This is a genomic window from Streptomyces sp. LN549, assembly GCF_043203805.1.
Lineage (GTDB): Bacteria > Actinomycetota > Actinomycetes > Streptomycetales > Streptomycetaceae > Streptomyces.
On record NZ_JAZHRI010000002.1, the window covers coordinates 5,163,113 to 5,181,301 of the forward strand.

The following is an 18,189-nucleotide window of genomic DNA, read 5'->3' on the forward strand; positions in this document are numbered from 1 at the left end:
CCCAATGAACGCAGAGAACCTGATTGCGCTGCTTGTCGCGGCGCCCCTGCTCGGAGCGGCGGTGCTGCTCTGCGGCGGCCGACGCCTTGACCGCGTGGGCCACTGGCTCGGCACCGCACTCGCCGCCGCCTCCTTCGTCGTCGCCGTGGTGCTCTTCGCCGACATGCTGGGCAGGAGCGCGGACGACCGCGCGCTGCACCAGTACCTGTTCAGCTGGATTCCGGTCGAGGGCTTCCAGGCCGATGTGGCCTTCCAGCTCGACCAGCTGTCGATGACCTTCGTGCTGCTGATCACCGGTGTGGGCACCCTGATCCACATCTACTCGATCGGCTACATGGAGCACGACGAGCGCCGGCGCCGCTTCTTCGGCTATCTGAACCTCTTCCTCGCGGCGATGCTGATCCTGGTCATCGCCGACAACTACCTGCTGCTGTACGTCGGGTGGGAGGGCGTCGGTCTGGCGTCGTACCTGCTCATCGGCTTCTGGCAGCACAAGCCCAGCGCGGCCACCGCCGCCAAGAAGGCGTTCCTGGTCAACCGGGTCGGCGACATGGGCCTGTCGATCGCGATCATGCTGATGTTCACCACCTTCGGCACCTTCGCCTTCGGCCCCGTGCTGGACGCCGCCGAAGGCGGTCAAACGAGCGAGGGCAAGCTGACGGCGATCGGCCTGATGCTGCTGCTCGCCGCCTGCGGCAAGTCGGCCCAGGTGCCGCTGCAGTCCTGGCTCGGTGACGCGATGGAGGGCCCGACCCCGGTCTCGGCCCTGATCCACGCCGCAACCATGGTGACCGCGGGCGTCTACCTCATCGTCCGCTCCGGCGCGATCTTCAACGGCGCCCCGGACGCCCAGCTGGTCGTCGTGATCGTCGGTGCGGTCACGCTGATCTTCGGTGCGATTGTCGGTTGCGCGAAGGACGACATCAAGAAGGCCCTCGCCGGGTCGACGATGTCGCAGATCGGCTACATGATCCTGGCCGCCGGGCTCGGCCCGATCGGCTACGTCTTCGCGATCATGCACCTGGTGACGCACGGCTTCTTCAAGGCCGGGCTCTTCCTCGGCGCCGGTTCGGTCATGCACGGCATGAACGACGAGGTCGACATGAGGAAGTTCGGCGGCCTCAGGAAGTACATGCCGGTCACCTTCGTCACCTTCGGGCTCGGCTACCTCGCCATCATCGGCTTTCCCGGTCTGTCCGGCTTCTTCTCCAAGGACAAGATCATCGAGGCGGCCTTCGCCAAGGGCGGCACCGAGGGCTGGATCCTCGGTGCGGTGACCCTGCTGGGTGCCGCGATCACCGCGTTCTACATGACGCGCGTGATGCTGCTGACGTTCTTCGGCGAGAAGCGCTGGCAGCCGGACGCGGAAGGCCACGAGCCGCACCCGCACGAGTCCCCGAAGTCCATGACCATCCCCATGATCGTCCTGGCGTTCGGCTCGGTGTTCGCGGGAGGCTTCTTCTCCATCGGCGACCGCTTCCTGCACTGGCTGGAGCCCGTCACGGGTCACAGCCACGGGGACGCCCCGGTCAGTGCGACCACCGTCACGGCCGCCACCATGGTGGTGCTCGTCATCGGTGTCGCCATCGCCTGGGCGATGTACGGACGCAAGCCGGTGCCCGCGGTCGCCCCGCGCGGCTCGCTGCTCACCCGGGCGGCCCGTCGCGATCTCCTCCAGGACGACTTCAACCACGTGGTCCTGGTCCGCGGCGGCGAGCACCTCACCCGATCCCTGGTCTACGTCGACCACTCCCTGGTCGACGGCGTCGTCAACGGCACGGCCGCCTCCATGGGCGGGCTCTCAGGCCGGCTGCGCAAACTGCAGAACGGCTACGCCCGCTCCTACGCGGTCTCGATGTTCGGCGGTACGGCGGTCGTCATCGCCGCGACCCTGCTGATGAGGGCGGTCTGATCACATGTCCTTTCCCCTCCTGACAGCGACGGCGGCGCTCCCGGCGATCGGCGCGATCGCCACCGCCGCCGTCCCGGCCGCCCGGCGCACCGCCGCCAAATGGCTGGCGCTCGCCTTCTCGCTGGGCACGCTCGTGCTGGCGGGCATCGCGCTCGTCCGCTTCGAGCCCGGCGGCAGCCGCTACCAGCTCACCGAATCGCACGCCTGGATCAAGGACTTCGGCGTGCGGTACGAGCTGGGCGTGGACGGCATCGGGCTGGCGCTCATGGCGCTCACCGCCCTGCTGATCCCCTTCGTCATCCTGGCCGGCTGGCACGACGCCGACCCCCTGGAGACGAACTCCTCGCGCTGGCGCCCCACCCAGGGGTTCTTCGCCCTGATCCTGATGGTGGAAGCGATGGTGGTCCTCTCCTTCGTGGCCACCGACGTCTTCCTCTTCTACATCCTCTTCGAAGCCATGCTCATCCCGATGTACTTCCTCATCGGTGGCTTCGGGGACCGGGCCCACGCCGGCAGCGACGAGAACGCCGCCGCCCAACGCTCGTACGCGGCAGTCAAGTTCCTCCTCTACAACCTGGTCGGCGGCCTCATCATGCTGGCCGCGGTCATCGGTCTCTACGTGGTCGCGGGGACGTTCTCGCTCTCCGAGATCGCCGAGGCCCGCGCCAACGGCTCGCTCTCCATGGCGACGAGCACCGAGCGGTGGCTCTTCCTCGGGTTCTTCTTCGCCTTCGCGGTGAAGGCCCCGCTGTGGCCGCTGCACACCTGGCTGCCCAACGCCATGGGTGAGGCGACCACTCCGGTCGCCGTCCTGATCACGGCGGTCGTCGACAAGGTCGGCACCTTCGCGATGCTGCGCTTCTGCCTCCAGCTCTTCCCGGAGGCCAGCAAGTGGGCCACCCCGGTGGTCCTGGTCCTGGCGCTGATCAGCATCGTCTACGGGGCGCTGCTCGCCGTCGGCCAGCGCGACATCAAGCGGCTGATCGCCTACGCGTCGATCTCGCACTTCGGCTTCATCATCCTGGGCATCTTCGCGATGACCAGCCAGGGCCAGTCGGGCGCGACGCTCTACATGGTCAACCACGGCATCTCGACCGCCGCGCTGATGCTGGTGGCGGGCTTCCTGATCACCCGGCGCGGATCGCGGCTCATCGCCGACTACGGCGGAGTGCAGAAGGTGGCGCCGGTCCTGGCCGGCACCTTCCTGATCGGCGGTCTGGCCACGCTGTCGCTGCCGGGGCTCGCCCCGTTCGTCAGTGAGTTCCTGGTCCTGGTCGGCGCGTTCGCCGCGTATCCGGCGGTCGGCATCATCGCCACCACCGGGATCGTGCTCGCCGCGATCTACGTCCTCGTCCTCTACCAGCGGACGATGACGGGACCGGTGAAGGCCGAGGTCCAGGGCATGGCGGACCTCAAGGTCCGTGAGCTGGTGGTCGTCGTCCCGCTGATCGCTCTGCTGATCTTCCTGGGCGTCTACCCGAAGCCGCTGACGGAGATCGTCAATCCGGCGGTGCAGCACACCATGTCGGACGTACAGAAGAAGGACCCCCAGCCCGAGGTGGAGGCCGCCAAGTGAGCGCAACAGCTGTCCACAGCCTGTGGACAATGGCGGGCGGGGTGACATCGGCCGCCCCGGACGAGAAGTTCAAGGCACCGGTCATCGAGTACACCCAGCTGACCCCGGTGCTGATCGTGATCGGAGTCGCCGTCCTGGGCGTGCTCGTCGAGGCCTTCGTGCCGCGCCGGGCCCGCTACTACACGCAGGTCTTCCTGACCGTCGTCGCCCTGGTCGCCGCGTTCGCCGCGGTGATCGGTCTGGCAGCCGCCGGATACGGTACGACAAAGGCACACATCGCCGCGATGGGCGCCATCGCCGTCGACGGACCCGCCCTGTTCCTCCAGGGCACCATCCTGCTGACGTCACTGGTCGCCGTCTTCACCTTCGCCGAGCGGCGGCTCGACCCCGAGTCGCACGGCAACCGTGTGGACTCGTTCGCCGCGCAGGCCGCTTCGGTCCCCGGCGGCGACAGCGAGAAGGCCGCCGTCAGGGCCGGGTTCACCACCACCGAGGTCTTCCCGCTGGTCCTCTTCTCGGTGGCCGGCATGCTGGTCTTCCCCGCGGCCAACGATCTGCTGACGCTCTTCGTGGCCCTGGAAGTCTTCTCGCTCCCGCTCTACCTCCTGTGCGCCGTCGCCCGCCGCAAGCGGCTGATGTCGCAGGAGGCCGCGGTGAAGTACTTCCTGCTCGGCGCCTTCTCCTCGGCGTTCCTGCTCTTCGGGATCGCCCTGCTCTACGGGTACGCGGGCTCCGTCTCGTACGCCGAGATCGCCACCGTCGTCGACGGCTCCATCCAGCAGATCGACCCGGCGCTCGCCGACACCATGGGCAACGACGTGCTGCTGCTGATCGGCGGCGCGATGATCCTGACCGGCCTGCTCTTCAAGGTCGGTGCCGTTCCGTTCCACATGTGGACCCCGGACGTCTACCAGGGCGCCCCGACCCCGGTCACCGGCTTCATGGCCGCGGCCACGAAGGTCGCCGCGTTCGGTGCGCTGCTGCGCCTGCTGTACGTGGTGCTGCCGGGCCTCTCCTGGGATCTGCGCCCGGTCATGTGGGGCATCGCGATCGTCACGATGGTGGGTGGCGCGGTCGTCGCCATCACCCAGACCGACATCAAGCGGCTGCTGGCCTACTCCTCGATCGCGCACGCCGGATTCATCCTCGCCGGTGTCATCGCGGCCACCCCGCAGGGCATCTCCTCGGTCCTGTTCTACCTGGCCACGTACTCCTTCGTGACGGTCGGCGCCTTCGCCGTCGTCACCCTGGTGCGTGACGCGGGCGGCGAGGCGACGCACCTGTCGAAGTGGGCCGGGCTCGGCCGGCGCTCCCCGCTGGTCGCCGCGGTCTTCGCGGTGTTCCTGCTGGCCTTCGCCGGTATCCCGCTCACCTCGGGCTTCTCCGGGAAGTTCGCGGTGTTCAAGGCCGCGGCCGAGGGTGGTGCGGGCGGCCTTGTCGTCGTCGGTGTGATCTCCTCGGCGATCGCCGCGTTCTTCTACATCCGGGTCATCGTGCTGATGTTCTTCAGCGAGCCGAAGGCGGACGGCCCCACGGTCGCCGTCCCGTCCCCGCTGACGATGACCACGATCGCCGTCGGCGTCGCGGTCACCCTGGTGCTGGGCCTGGCCCCGCAGTACTTCCTGGACCTGGCGAGCCAGGCCGGAGTGTTCGTGAGGTAGCCGGAGTGTTCGTGAGGTAGGCGGACGCACCACCGCTTCGACAGCGCCGGACGGGCTTGGAAGTCAAGCCCGTCCGGCGTTGTCGTACGCGGCGCCTATCGTGGCAGGGAGAGCGCAGGAACAGAACGGGACAGCCGTCGGGGGAACAGAGCGATGAGCATGACGGGCGGGACAGGCGTGACGGACATGACCACGGGCGTGACCGAGAGCGATGCGCGGCAGACGCTGCACCGGGTCTTCGGGTACGAGACGTTCCGCGGCGAGCAGGAAGCGGTCGTCGACCACGTCGTGGCGGGCGGCGACGCCGTCGTGCTCATGCCGACCGGTGGCGGCAAGTCCCTCTGCTACCAGATCCCGGCCCTGGTCAGGAAGGGCACGGGCATCGTCATCTCCCCGCTGATCGCCCTGATGCAGGACCAGGTGGACGCGCTGCGGGCGCTCGGCGTGCGCGCCGGGTTCATCAACTCCACGCAGGACTTCGACGAGCGCCGCTCGATGGAGGCCCAGTTCACCGCGGGCGAGCTCGACCTGCTCTACCTGGCCCCCGAGCGCCTGCGCCTGGACTCCACCCTCGGGCTGCTCTCCCGCGGCGAGATCTCCGTGTTCGCGATCGACGAGGCGCACTGCGTTGCCCAGTGGGGCCACGACTTCCGGCCCGACTACCTGGCCCTGTCCGTGCTGGGCGAACGCTGGCCCGACGTCCCGCGCATCGCCCTGACGGCCACCGCGACGGACGCCACGCACCGCGAGATCACCCAGCGGCTGGGCATGCCCGACGCCAAGCACTTCGTGGCCAGCTTCGACCGGCCCAACATCCAGTACCGCATCGTGCCCAAGGCCGACCCGAAGAAGCAGCTGCTCACCTTCCTCAAGGAGGAGCACGCCGGCGACGCGGGCATCGTCTACTGCCTCTCGCGCAATTCCACCGAGAAGACCGCCGAGTACCTCTGCCGCAACGGCATCGAGGCCGTCCCGTACCACGCGGGCCTGGACGCGGGCACCCGCGCGATCCACCAGTCCCGCTTCCTGCGCGAGGAGGGCCTCGTCGTCGTCGCGACGATCGCCTTCGGCATGGGCATCGACAAGCCGGACGTGCGGTTCGTCGCCCACCTGGACCTGCCGAAGTCGGTCGAGGGCTACTACCAGGAGACCGGCCGCGCCGGCCGTGACGGAGCCCCGTCGACGGCCTGGATGGCGTACGGACTCCAGGACGTCGTCCAGCAGCGCAAGCTCATCCAGGGCGGTGAGGGCGACGAGGCGTTCCGCCGCCGGGCCGCCTCGCACCTGGACTCCATGCTGGCGCTCTGCGAGACCGTCCAGTGCCGCCGGGCTCAGCTGCTCACGTACTTCGGCCAGGAGCCAACCGCGGCCTCCTGCGGCAACTGCGACACCTGCCTGACCCCGCCCGAGACCTGGGACGGCACGGTGGTCTCCCAGAAACTGCTGTCCACGGTGGTCCGGCTGAAGCGGGAGCGCGGACAGAAGTTCGGCGCCGGCCAGATCATCGACATCCTGCTGGGCCGCAAGACCGCGAAGGTCATCCAGTTCGACCACGACCAGCTCTCGGTGTTCGGCATCGGCGAGGAGCTGGCCGAGGCGGAATGGCGGGGCGTCGTCCGCCAGTTGCTGGCCCAGGGCCTGATCGCCGTCGAGGGCGAGTACGGCACGTTGGTGCTCACGGAGGAGAGCGGCACCGTCCTCGGCCGGGAGCGCGAGGTGCTGCTGCGCAAGGAGGCGAAGCAGGCCGCGTCGTCCCGTTCCTCCTCGAAGGGCGAGCGGAAGGCGAAGTCCTCGGCGGCCGCCGCCGAGCTTCCCCCGGAGGCCCTCCCGGTCTTCGAGGCGCTGCGCGCCTGGCGCGGCGCCCAGGCGAAGGAGCTGGGACTCCCGGCCTATGTGATCTTCCACGACGCGACGCTGCGCGAGATCGCGACCCTGCGTCCGTCGTCGCTCGGCGAACTGGGCGGGATCAGCGGCCTCGGCGAGAAGAAGCTGGCGACGTACGGGGAAGGGGTGCTGGAGGTCCTGGCGGGACTCGGGGAGACGGCCGCCCCGGCCCCCGCGCCGGTGAGCCCGGCCCCGGCCCCGGCTGCCCCGGCTCCGGCGGCCCCGGCCCCGGCTGCCCCGGCCCCGGCTGCCCCGGCCCGGGTCCCGGCCCCGGCCGCCGATCCGGAATTCGGCTGGGACGAGGAGCCGCCGGAGTACGAGTGAGGCGGCAGCGGGGGAGCGGCGGATCTACTGCGGGTCCGCCGCCCGGCGCCGCGAGACGGTCGCGATGGGGGTCGAGATCGACAGGGAAGGGCGCGGAGACCTTCATCCGCTCGTGGAAGATGCCGGTCGAGGTACAGGCGCCTGTCGCAAGCCGGGCCCCGGACTTGGGCGGGGCCACATAGTCGAGACGCGGTAGTCGGTGCCGATCGTGTCCTCGTACGGCAGGACACCGCCCGGGAACGCACCCGTGCGCACCTGGTGGCGCAGCAGGTCGGCGAGGAGCCGGGCACCGTCCGCGCGCAGTCGGCGCCGGCGGGCGGCGGCGACCGGCACGGTGTGCTCACGGATGCGTTCGGCTGGCATGCGGTGGACCATACCGACGCCGTAAGGGAGTTGGTGTTGCCACAGTGTTGCGCCACTTGGGGACACCGGCGCAACGGCTGTGACCTGCGGTGATGTGGCAGGTTACGGGAAGATCTGCCACCGGCGCGGGGTCAGGAGACGTTGCTGGAGTTCATCCCCGCCCGTCCCGCCCGCCTCCCGGACGGGTCCGACGTGTCCTGGCGGACGTTGCGGTACACCGCGTAGGCCGGCCACCGCTCCTGGACCAGTGACCGCATCGCCGAACGGGACGCCCGGCCGCCCCCGGCCACGCGCGGGTCGAGGTCTGCCGCCGAGACGAGCGCGGCCAGCGCGCGGCTGCGGTGGTCCGGGAAGCCGGCCCTCTCGGCCGCCGCGAACCGCTCCCGGACCGGGCCCGCGTAGCTATGCGGTCCCGCCGGGTGGCGCTGGCAGGGCAGCAGACCGAGGACGCGGCGGGTCTCCCTGAGCAGGACACCGCGCTGTACCAGGGCCTCCAGATACATGTCCGCGGCCGGCCGCCCGGCACGCCGGACCCAGCCCTGGGCCGAGACGCCCGAGCGGCCCTTGCCGGGTGCCGGCAGGCTCCGCATCAGCGCGGCCAGCAGCGGGTCCGGCGGCTCCAGCGGGTTGACCGTCTGCACCTCGCCGCGCTGCTCGGTGATCCGCCCCTGGAGCTCCAGCTCCGCCAGGGCCGCCCCGGCCATCGCGTACTCCAGGAAGCGGTTGCGGCAGTACGGCTTGCCGCGCTGGGGGTCCAGCGCGAGCAGCAGCAGTTCCTCGGGCAGCGTGGGGCCGGGGGGCCGGGTCATGGTGCGGACACGATCCGTCCGGTCACCTCGCCGAGACCGACCCGGGTGCCGTCCGGGCCCGGGGCCCAGGCCGTGATGGTCACCGTGTCGCCGTCCTCCAGGAACGTCCGCTTGCCCTCCGGGAGTTCGAGCGGATCGCGCCCGTTCCACGTGAGTTCGAGCAGGGAGCCCCGCTGGGCCGGGTCGGCGCCGCTGATGGTGCCGGAGCCGTACAGGTCACCGCTGCGCAGTGAGGCGCCGTTCACCGTCATCTGTGCCAGCTGCTGGGCCGCCGTCCAGTACATGGTGGAGAACGGCGGCTCCGCGACGACCTGGCCGTTGATCGCGACGGAGAGCCGGAGGTCGAAGCCTCCGGGCTCCTCCTCGTCCGCGTCGTCGAGGTAGGGCAGCAGCGGGAAGTCGCGTGCGGGCGGGGCGGTCCGGGCGGCGTCCAGGGCCTCCAGTGGTGTCACCCACGCCGATACGGACGTGGCGAAGGACTTGCCGAGGAAGGGGCCCAGCGGGACGTACTCCCAGGCCTGGATGTCGCGTGCCGACCAGTCGTTGAGCAGCGACAGGCCGAAGACGTGCTCGCGGAAGTCGGTGAGCGGCACCGGGCGGCCCTGCTCCGAGCCGACTCCGACGACGAATCCGACCTCGGCCTCGATGTCCAGCTTGACGGACGGGCCGAAGACGGGCGCCGGGTCGGCAGGGGCCTTGCGCTGCCCCGACGGGCGCACCACGTCCGTACCGGAGACCACGACCGTGCCCGCCCGGCCGTGGTAACCGATGGGCAGGTGCTTCCAGTTGGGGGTGAGCGCCTCGCCGTCCGGGCGGAAGATCCGGCCGACATTGGTGGCGTGGTTCTCGCTGGCGTAGAAGTCCACGTAGTCCGCGACCCGGTAGGGCAGATGGAGCGTCACGGAGTCGACGGGATGCAGCAGCGGCTCGATGTCCGCGCGGTGGGCCGGCACCGTCACCCAGGCGGTCAGTGCCCGGCGCACATCGCTCCAGGCGGTGCGGCCGGCCGCGAGCAGGGGCATCAGGTCGGGCTGGGCCAGCAGTTGCGCATAGGGCGAACCCAGCGCGTGCGCGGCCGCCCCGGCATCCAGCACGTGGCTGCCGATGCGCACACCGACCCGCGTCTCGCCGGGCCGGTCGGGCGTGGAGAAGACACCGTACGGAAGGTTGTGCGGACCGAAGGGATCGCCCTCGGCCACGTCGAGCGGGCTGCTCTGCTCGGGCATCTGTTGCTGCCTCGCTTTCCAGGTCGCTGTGGGGGACACGTTACGTGGGGGACATCCCCCAACGGCAGTGCCCCAACCATCCCCAATGCCCGGAAAGTTCACCCGTGTCCCCGCATACCGGAAAGGTACGCGGGGACACGGCCGTGCCGTTCAGCCCGACGTGCGCGGAATCCGCTTCTCCCAGGTCCGGTGGAAGACGACCTCGCCGCCCTCCTTGCAGACCACCTCGTTGGAGGTGATGAAGTCGTCCGCGTCCGCGGAGATCTCGGAGCGCGTCTCGACCAGCACGTCCCAGGCCATCTCCGGCCGGTGCAGCCGGATCGTCCAGTCGGAGCGGGTGCGCGCGGAGAGCGGGTCGTTCTCCTGGATCGTGTACGTCTCCACGGCGTCCTCGGTGAACTCCAGGCCGTCCGGGTAGACGCGCGTGCCGCCGTAGCGCGGGTCGACCTCCATCCGCCACTCGCCCTTGGCGACATCGCGGACCACCAGCCGCTCGGGGCGCTGCTCGTCGAGGGTGACGGGGAAGACGACCCCGAGCGGCTCCGACTGCTCCGGCTCCTCGAAGCGGATCGAGGGGTCCTCGGTGTGCCGGCGCACCGGGAGCTCGACGAAGCTGCCGTCCGCGTCCAGGGTGAAGCCCTTCGAGCCGGCCTGCGGCCAGATCCACGGCCAGTACGAGGAGGAGACCGCGAGCCTGATGCGGTGGCCAGGAGGGAAGGTGTGCCCGATGCCGTTCAGGTCGAAGGTGACGTCCTCGGTCTCGCCGACGGGCCAGTCCTCGGTACGGTCCCGGCCGTCGCGGGCGGCGAGGTTGAGGACGCCGCGGGTGACGAGGGTGGACGAGCCGTCGGGGGCGACGTCGCAGAGCCGCGCGACGGCCTGGCCGCGCGGCACGTCCATCCGGATGCGCAGCTTCACCCGGGGGCGGCCCAGGATCTCGATCGGGGCACCCTCGACCGGGAATTCGAAGCACACCGACTTGGCGTCCTCGTCACGCTGGTCGGGCGGCAGGTCGGCGTCGTTGCCGAACGGGAAGAACCGGCCGGCGTCCACCCCGGTCTGCTGCGGCGAGTGGACGATCTGCGGCCCGCCCTGGAGGGCGTACGCGACCGGCGCAACGTTCTCCGACGGCCAGCTGGTGTCCCCGACCCAGCGGCCGGGCAGCGTCTCGTAGACCGTGGCCGGCCGGTGCGACTCGCTGATCCAGGACCGCAGCAGGGGCTCCGCCATGACGCCGGTGTCCTTGTCCTTCAGATGCTGGTCCCACCAGCGCAGCGTCTCCTGGAGGAAGCCGATGCCGGGTCCCGGCGGGAGCCCGCGGTCGGGGTACTGGTGCGACCAGGGCCCGATCAGCCCGCGGACCTTCCCGGGGTCCAGGTGCTCGACGAGCCGGAGCACGGTGTCGCGGTACGGGTCGTGCCAGCCGCCCACCGCGAGGACACTGGCCTGGATCGCGGAGTAGTCCTCGCAGACGCTGCCGTGCTTCCAGTAGTCGTCGCGCGTCTGGTGTGCCAGCCAGGTGTGGATGAAGGGGTCCACGGCTTCGAGCCGGTTCAGCCACATCTCCCGCCAGTCGTCGCCGACGTCCGCGGGGTCGGGCGGCCGGCAGACGAAGGCCAGCATGGTCGCCGCCCAGGCGTGCATGTCCACGGCGAGGACCGAGCCGCCCATGTAGTGGACGTCGTTGTCGTAGCGGTCGTCGGCCGAGCAGACGGTGACGATCGCCTTCAGCGGCTCAGGGGCGAGCGCGGCGATCTGGAGCGAATTGAAGCCGCCCCACGAGATGCCGAACATGCCGACCCGGCCCGAGCACCACTCCTGCTGGGCCAGCCAGTGGATGACGGCGACCCCGTCGGCGAGCTCCGTCGCGTCGTACTCGTCGCCCGGCATCCCCTCGCTGTTGCCGTGGCCGCGCACGTCGACCCGGACCGAGGCGTAGCCGTGGCCCGCGTACCAGGGGTGGCGCTGCCAGTCGCGTGGCGCGGTCCAGTCGCTCAGCCGGTAGGGCAGGTACTCCAGCAGCGCGGGGACGGGTTCGTCCGTGACCGGCCGCCAGATCCGGGCGTACAGCTGGGTGCCGTCCGGGAGCGGGATATAGAGGTCCTCGCGGGTCGTCTCGTACGGGAACGCGGTCTGGATGTGCATGGGGGTACCTCAGTGGACGGGGTGCATGGTGCGCTTGAGCCAGGGTGCGGCGGCGATGACGGCCACACCGGCCGCCACCGCGATAGCGCCATTGACACCGAAGTAGGCGGGGTTGGAGACCTCGCCGTACAGCTTCACGATCTGGGCCTGGATGCCGTTGGCGAGGGCCAGGGAGAGGAACCAGAGCGCCATCGTCTGGCTGGCGAACGCCTTCGGGGCGAGCTTCGTGGTCGCGGACATGCCGGAGGTCTCCAGCAGGATGTCGCCGAGCCCGAGCAGCAGGTAGGAACCGACGATCCACCAGGCGGCCATCTTGTACGTGTCGTCGGCGTGCCCGGAGGTGGGCAGGACCATCAGCAGGAACGAGAGCCCGCCGAGGATCACCCCGATCGCGATCTTGTTGGACGCGTGCGGCTGGCGGGGGCCCATCTTCGCCCACACGGCAGCCACCACCGGGGCCAGCGCCACCTCGAAGGCGCCGAGCGCGGAGGCGTACCAGCTGGCCGGGAAGTGGAAGCCGAAGATCTCTGTGCGGGCGTTGGACGACGCGAGCAGCATCATCGTCGAGTACGCCTGGAAGAGGATGAAGTTGAAGACGACGGATGCCAGGAACAGCACCACGTACGGGCGCAGCCTGCCGCGTTCCTCCGCGGTGACCCGGGGGCTGCGGAACATCACCACGAAGTAGACGACCGGCGCGATCACGGAGATCAGCGTGAGCAGGTCGACGAAGCGGTCCATGGTGAGCCAGCCCGCGAGGGCCAGCGCGGTGGCGACGGCGGCGACCACCACGATGCCGATGACGATGAGCCGGACGGCCCGTCGCATGGGCCCGGGGGCCAGTGGGAACTCGGCGGTGTTCTTACGCCCGGCCAGGTGACGGCGGCCCATTACGTACTGGATCAGGCCGAGCGTCATACCGATGGCGGCGGCCGAGAAACCCCAGTGCCAGCTCGCGTGGTCACCGAGCCAGCCGGTGATCAGCGGGCCGAGGAACGCGCCGATGTTGATGGCCATGTAGTAGAGGGCGAAGCCGGCGTCGCGGCGCTCGTCCTCGGTGCGGTAGAGCTTGCCGACCATGGTGGCGACATTGGGCTTGAGCAGGCCCGTTCCGGCGCTGATCAGGCCCAGGCCGACCCAGGTCATGGCATTGGTGGGCACCGCCATGGCGTAATGGCCGATGGCGATGAGGATGCCGCCGTACAGGACGGCGCGGTACGAGCCGAGGATCCGGTCGGCCAGCCAGCCGCCGGCCACGGAGACCAGGTAGACGAGGGTGCCGTAGGCGGCGGAGACGGACGCGGCGGTGCCGGCCTCCATCCCCATGCCGCCGTTGGCGACGGTGTCGGCGAAGTAGAGGACCAGGATGGCCTGCATGCCGAGGAACGAGAACCGCTCCCAGACCTCCAGGCCGGACAGGGTCATCAGACCCCGCGGCTGGCCGAAGAAGGCGTGGTCATCGCCCGGCGGCGGCTGGGTCGGTTCGGTGTCGGTGGCCGTGTGGGACAAAGGGACAACTCCTGATCGTATGAGCTGATCCCGAACATACCGGCGGTGGCGGGAAGGCGCCCACGGTGATCCAAAGGGGACCGGATACGCTGACTTGAGTGATGACAGCGACACATCGACATTCCGTGTGATCGTCAGCAGACAGGAGATCCCCTCGTGACCGTCGTCGGGCCGTTCGGACTGAGCGTGCGGGACCAGGCTCTTGAGGCCGGTGTCCAGGCCGGTTTGGCTGCTGTCGAGTCGGGGCTGCTCGATGCCACCAAGAGCGAGGTGCCCTTCATCACGGAGGCCGCCCAGCACCTGGTGCGCGCGGGCGGCAAGCGGTTCCGGCCCCTCCTGGCGATGCTGGCCGCCCAGTTCGGTGACGCCGACGCCCCGGGCGTGGTGCCCGCGGCCGTGGTCGTCGAGCTGACACACCTCGCGACGCTGTACCACGACGACGTGATGGACGAGGCCGACGTGCGGCGCGGGGTCGACAGCGCCAATTCCCGCTGGGGCAACTCGGTGGCCGTGCTGACCGGCGACTTCCTCTTCGCGCGCGCGTCGCACATCCTGGCCGACCTCGGCCCCGAGGCCGTCCGCATCCAGGCCGAGGCGTTCGAGCGTCTGGTCACCGGCCAGATCCTGGAGACCGCCGGCCCGCGCGACGGGCGCGACCCGGTCGAGCACTACCTCGACGTGATGCGCGGCAAGACCGGCTCGCTGATCGCCGTCGCCTGCCGGTTCGGCGCGATGATGTCCGGCGCCGACGAGTCGGCGACCGACATCCTCACCCAGTACGGCGAACGCCTCGGCGTCGCCTTCCAGCTCGCCGACGACGTCCTCGACATCGCCTCCGACTCCCACGAGTCCGGCAAGACCCCCGGCACCGACCTCCTCGAAGGCATCCCGACCCTGCCCGTCCTCCACCTGAGGGCGCAGGCCGCGGCCGACGGCAAGCCGGACGACCTGGAGCTCGTCGAGCTGCTGGACAGCGACCTGAACGAGCCGGGCCGGCTCGACGAGGCACTGCGCCGACTGCGCGCCCACCCGGCGCTCGACCAGGCACGACGCGACACGGTCCGGTACGCCCAGGAGGCGCGGGCCACCCTCTCGCCGCTGCCCTCGTGCTACGCGAAGGACGCCCTCGAAGAGATGTGCGACGCCGTGGTGCACCGCGCGGGCTGAGCGCCGTCCGCCGGAACCCCTACTGGGCGGCGGAGGATCCGCCCCTCGGCGTCATCCCGGAGAGGTACGCGGAGTTGCTCCCGCGGGCTGACGCCTTGAGCCGCCCGATTTGGTCAGATGGAGAACAACCACTCCTGACCAAAACGGGTGAGAATGGCGGCACGGAGTGGACGAGTGCATCCGGACGGAAGCCGCCGACCACGGAGGTAGGGCACACATGGCACCGAACGACAGCGCAGGCACCAACGGCACGGCAGCGCCCGGCACCAAGGGCGCCGTCGCGGGCCGCAGGAAGGCGGTGCGCTACATCGTCCCGGTCGCGGTGGCGGGAGTCGCGGCCGCGACGATCGGGCTGGTCCCGGCGCTCGCCAGCTCGGGAGACCCCGATCTGCCGAAGATCACCGCACAGGAACTCATCGAGAAGATCGCCGCATCGGACACGCAGCAGCTCTCCGGCACGGTGAAGATCAGCACCGACCTCGGCATCCCGTCGATGGGCGGCCTGGCCGGCTCCTTCGTCCCGGACGGCGCGGGCGACAAGGGCTCGGCGAGCGCCGACCCGCAGACCAAACTGACGGAGCTCGCCTCCGGCACGCACACCCTCCGGGTGGCCGCCGACGGACCCGACAAGCAGCGGGTGTCGATCCTGGACCGGGCGTCCGAGTACAGCCTGATCCACAACGGGGACCAGGTCTGGGCGTACGACAGCAAGTCGAACACGGTCTACCACGCCGAGGGCCGGGCCGAGGACCGCGCCGAGGCGGGCGAGCACCGGGCCGCCCCCGACGGCGTACCCACCACCCCGAAGGCCCTGGCCGAGCAGGCGCTGAAGGCCGCCGACGGCACCACGTCCGTCAGGGTCGAGGGCACCGCGCAGGTCGCCGGGCGCGACGCGTACCGGCTGGTCATCAAGCCCGAGCAGAGCGGCTCCACGATCGGCTCGATCACCGTCGCGGTGGACGCGGAGAACGGCGTACCGCTCAAGTTCACCCTGCAGCCCAGCAGCGGTGGCAAGGCGGCGATCGACGCCGGGTTCACCTCGGTCGACTTCGACAGGCCCGACGCGTCCTCGTTCTCCTTCACCCCGCCCAAGGGCGCCGAGGTGACCGAGGCGGACGAGGCCGAGGGCCACGGAAAGGCCGAGGCCGAGAAGGCGAAGGGCGACCTGAGCGCGTTCGAGGGGATGAACGTGATCGGCAAGGGCTGGAACACCATCGCCGAGTTCAAGACCCCCGGCGGGGCGGCCCTCCCGTCGGAGGGGTCGGGCGAGGTACCGGCCGAGGCGCAGCAGTTCCTGGACTCCCTCGGCGACAAGGTCACCGGAAAGTTCGGCTCGGGCACGGTCTTCAAGACGCGCCTGGTCAACGCTCTGATGACGGACGACGGCCGTGTCTACGTCGGTGCGGTCACCAAGGACGCGCTGGTGAAGGCGGCGGACAACGCCGGCTGACACACCGACCGGTACACCTTTCGCCCCGCCCCGTCGTAGCCTCCGTACGGCGGGGCGGGTGCGATCCGCGGCGCTTTCCGTACCTGCCGCTTCCGTGCCTGCCACTTTCCGCACCCGCCGCTTTCCGAATCAAGGGGAGTACGCATGACCGAGTCCGGGACCGTGAGCGGGCCCAGGGCCCGTCCGGCGGTGAACGAACCCGCAGCCGTGATCGAGACCCGGGGTCTGACCAAGCGCTACCGTGGCGGCCAGCTCGCCGTCGACGAGCTCGACCTCACCGTCCCGGGCGGCAGCGTCTTCGGCTTCCTCGGGCCCAACGGCTCCGGGAAGACCACCACGATCCGGATGCTGATGGGCCTGATCGATCCGACGTCCGGCACCGCGACCGTCCTGGGACACCCCATGCCGGGCGCGGCCCGCACCGTGCTCCCGCAGGTCGGGGCGCTGATCGAAGGCCCCGCGCTGTACGGGTTCCTGAGCGGCCGGGACAACCTCGTGCGCTACGACCGCGCCGACCCCACCGCCGATCCGCGGACCCGGAGCGCCCGCGTCGGCCACGCCCTGGAGCGGGTCGGTCTTGCCGCCGCGGCCGGCAAGAAGGCCCGGGCGTACTCACTGGGCATGAAGCAGCGCCTAGGCCTTGCCGCAGCCCTGCTCCGGCCCCGCAGGCTGCTCGTCCTGGACGAGCCGACCAACGGCCTGGACCCGCAGGGCATGCGGGAGATCCGCGCCCTGGTCCGGGAGCTGGCCGCCGAGGGCACCACGGTCTTCCTCTCCTCCCACCTCCTCGACGAGATCGAGCAGATCTGCACCCACGCGGCAGTCATGGCCCGGGGCCGGCTGATCACCCAGGGGCCCGTCGCCGACCTCGCCGCGGGCACCCTCGGCCGGCTCGCCGTCACCACTCCGGACCCGGCCGAAGCCGCCCGCATCCTCAAGGAGCACGGGATCACCGGCATCGCCCCGGACGGCGACCGGGTACGGGCCGACGCCCCGCCGGGCTCCGTCGAACTCGCGGACCTGAACGCCGCCCTGGTCCACGGCGGGGTCCGGGTCCGGTCCTTCGGCGTCGAACGGGCCTCGTTGGAGGACGCCTTCGTCGCACTCACCGGAGAGGGATTCGATGTCGCAGGCTGAACTCGCACCCGCCGAGGCCGCTCCGGTCCGGCGCAACCCGCTGTGGACGCTCGGCATCCTGCGCTCCGAACTGACCACCACCCTGCGCCGATGGCGCACCCTGGCCCTGCTCGGCGTGCTCGCCGCCGTCCCCGTACTGATCGGGATCGCGGTGCGCATCGAGACGGCCGACGGCTCGTCGCCCGGTCCCGGCGGAGGCGGGGGAGGGCCCGCGTTCCTCTCCCAGGTGACCAACAACGGGCTCTTCCTGGTCTTCGCGTCCCTCGCCGCGACCCTCCCGGTCTTCCTCCCCATGGCGGTGGGCGTCATCGCGGGCGACGCGGTCGCGGGCGAGGCCAACGCGGGGACGCTGCGCTATCTGCTGGTCGCGCCGGCCGGCCGGACCCGGCTGCTCCTCGCCAAATACGCCTCCACCCTGGCCTTCTGTCTGGTCGCGACCCTCGTCGTGGCGGCCTCCGCGCTGGCCGTGGGTGCGCTGCTCTTCCCCTTCGGCGAGGTCACGACGATCTCCGGGACCCGGATCGGCTTCGGCGAGGGGCTGCTCCGGGCGGGGCTCGTCGCGGTGGCGGTCGCGGCGTCACTGATCGGCTTCGCGGCGCTCGGACTCTTCGTGTCGACCCTCACCAACAGCGGGATCGCAGCCATGGCGGCGACGGTCGGGGTGCTGATCACCGTGCAGATCGTGGACACCATCCCGCAGCTGAGCGGGATCCACCCGTATCTCTTCCCGCACTACTGGCTGTCCTTCTCGGACCTGATGCGCGCGCCCGTGTACTGGGACGAGGTGCTGAAGAACCTGGAGCTTCAGGGGCTGTACGCGGCGGTGTTCGGCTCGGCGGCCTGGGCCAGGTTCACGGCGAAGGACATCACCGCGTGACGGGAGCGGACCGGCACCCGTACCGTCGGCCGGCGAGCCGTCCCCCGATCGGCTCGTCGCGGCACGAACGGCACGAACGGTGCGAAAGGTAAGGAACGAGCCGACACGGTACGTTCCGTTTCCCGCCTGAGCATTGTTCGGCTTTTGGC

General features: G+C 70.5%; 12 protein-coding genes and 1 pseudogene. 8 read left to right on the top strand and 5 right to left on the bottom strand.

Going from position 1 to position 18,189, the window contains the following annotated elements; all coding sequences use genetic code 11:
- Nucleotides 1-4: 4 nt before the first annotated feature.
- The 4 genes from nuoL to recQ all read left to right on the top strand — a co-directional run bounded on the left by nuoL (nucleotide 5) and on the right by recQ (nucleotide 7,357).
- Complete coding sequence (gene nuoL, locus SH922_RS23445; protein WP_393059853.1) at nucleotides 5-1,912, top strand: NADH-quinone oxidoreductase subunit L; 1,908 nt, start codon at nucleotides 5-7, stop codon at nucleotides 1,910-1,912.
- A gap of 4 nt (nucleotides 1,913-1,916) precedes the next feature.
- Nucleotides 1,917-3,488 (top strand): NADH-quinone oxidoreductase subunit M, encoded by a 1,572-nt coding sequence (locus tag SH922_RS23450; RefSeq protein WP_393059854.1) that lies wholly within the window; start codon nucleotides 1,917-1,919, stop codon nucleotides 3,486-3,488.
- Complete coding sequence (gene nuoN, locus SH922_RS23455; protein WP_393059855.1) at nucleotides 3,485-5,149, top strand: NADH-quinone oxidoreductase subunit NuoN; 1,665 nt, start codon at nucleotides 3,485-3,487, stop codon at nucleotides 5,147-5,149. Before SH922_RS23450 ends, nuoN begins: the two co-directional genes overlap by 4 nt.
- 159 nt (nucleotides 5,150-5,308) lie before the next feature.
- Complete coding sequence (gene recQ, locus SH922_RS23460; protein WP_393063667.1) at nucleotides 5,309-7,357, top strand: DNA helicase RecQ; 2,049 nt, start codon at nucleotides 5,309-5,311, stop codon at nucleotides 7,355-7,357.
- Nucleotides 7,358-7,540: 183 nt separating this feature from the next.
- Here recQ and SH922_RS23465 read toward each other — a convergent pair.
- From SH922_RS23465 to SH922_RS23485, 5 genes and pseudogenes are all read right to left on the bottom strand, one after another.
- Nucleotides 7,541-7,732 (bottom strand): annotated as a pseudogene (locus SH922_RS23465) (GntR family transcriptional regulator); the annotation flags it as partial.
- Nucleotides 7,733-7,851: 119 nt separating this feature from the next.
- Nucleotides 7,852-8,529, bottom strand: coding sequence for a GPP34 family phosphoprotein (locus SH922_RS23470; RefSeq protein ID WP_393059856.1), 678 nt, complete (start codon nucleotides 8,527-8,529; stop codon nucleotides 7,852-7,854).
- A complete protein-coding gene (gene fahA, locus SH922_RS23475; RefSeq protein ID WP_393059857.1) occupies nucleotides 8,526-9,755 on the bottom strand; it encodes a fumarylacetoacetase in 1,230 nt (409 codons plus the stop codon). The genes SH922_RS23470 and fahA overlap by 4 nt, the downstream gene beginning before the upstream one ends.
- Before the next feature lie 150 nt (nucleotides 9,756-9,905).
- On the bottom strand, nucleotides 9,906-11,900 hold the full coding sequence (locus SH922_RS23480; RefSeq protein ID WP_393059858.1) for a CocE/NonD family hydrolase: 1,995 nt from the start codon (nucleotides 11,898-11,900) through the stop codon (nucleotides 9,906-9,908).
- A gap of 9 nt (nucleotides 11,901-11,909) precedes the next feature.
- Nucleotides 11,910-13,409, bottom strand: coding sequence for a peptide MFS transporter (locus SH922_RS23485; RefSeq protein ID WP_393059859.1), 1,500 nt, complete (start codon nucleotides 13,407-13,409; stop codon nucleotides 11,910-11,912).
- 156 nt (nucleotides 13,410-13,565) lie between these two features.
- Here SH922_RS23485 and SH922_RS23490 point away from each other — a divergent pair, with 156 nt between their 5' ends.
- From SH922_RS23490 to SH922_RS23505, 4 genes are all read left to right on the top strand, one after another.
- The gene (locus tag SH922_RS23490; RefSeq protein WP_393059860.1) at nucleotides 13,566-14,576 is read left to right on the top strand and encodes a polyprenyl synthetase family protein; all 1,011 of its coding nucleotides are present in this window, start codon (nucleotides 13,566-13,568) and stop codon (nucleotides 14,574-14,576) included.
- 217 nt (nucleotides 14,577-14,793) lie between these two features.
- A complete protein-coding gene (locus tag SH922_RS23495; RefSeq protein ID WP_393059861.1) occupies nucleotides 14,794-16,026 on the top strand; it encodes an outer membrane lipoprotein carrier protein LolA in 1,233 nt (410 codons plus the stop codon).
- 144 nt (nucleotides 16,027-16,170) lie between these two features.
- The gene (locus SH922_RS23500) at nucleotides 16,171-17,163 is read left to right on the top strand and encodes an ATP-binding cassette domain-containing protein (protein ID WP_393059862.1); all 993 of its coding nucleotides are present in this window, start codon (nucleotides 16,171-16,173) and stop codon (nucleotides 17,161-17,163) included.
- Nucleotides 17,150-18,040, top strand: coding sequence for an ABC transporter permease (locus SH922_RS23505; RefSeq protein WP_393059863.1), 891 nt, complete (start codon nucleotides 17,150-17,152; stop codon nucleotides 18,038-18,040). Before SH922_RS23500 ends, SH922_RS23505 begins: the two co-directional genes overlap by 14 nt.
- The last annotated feature ends 149 nt before the right edge of the window (nucleotides 18,041-18,189 follow it).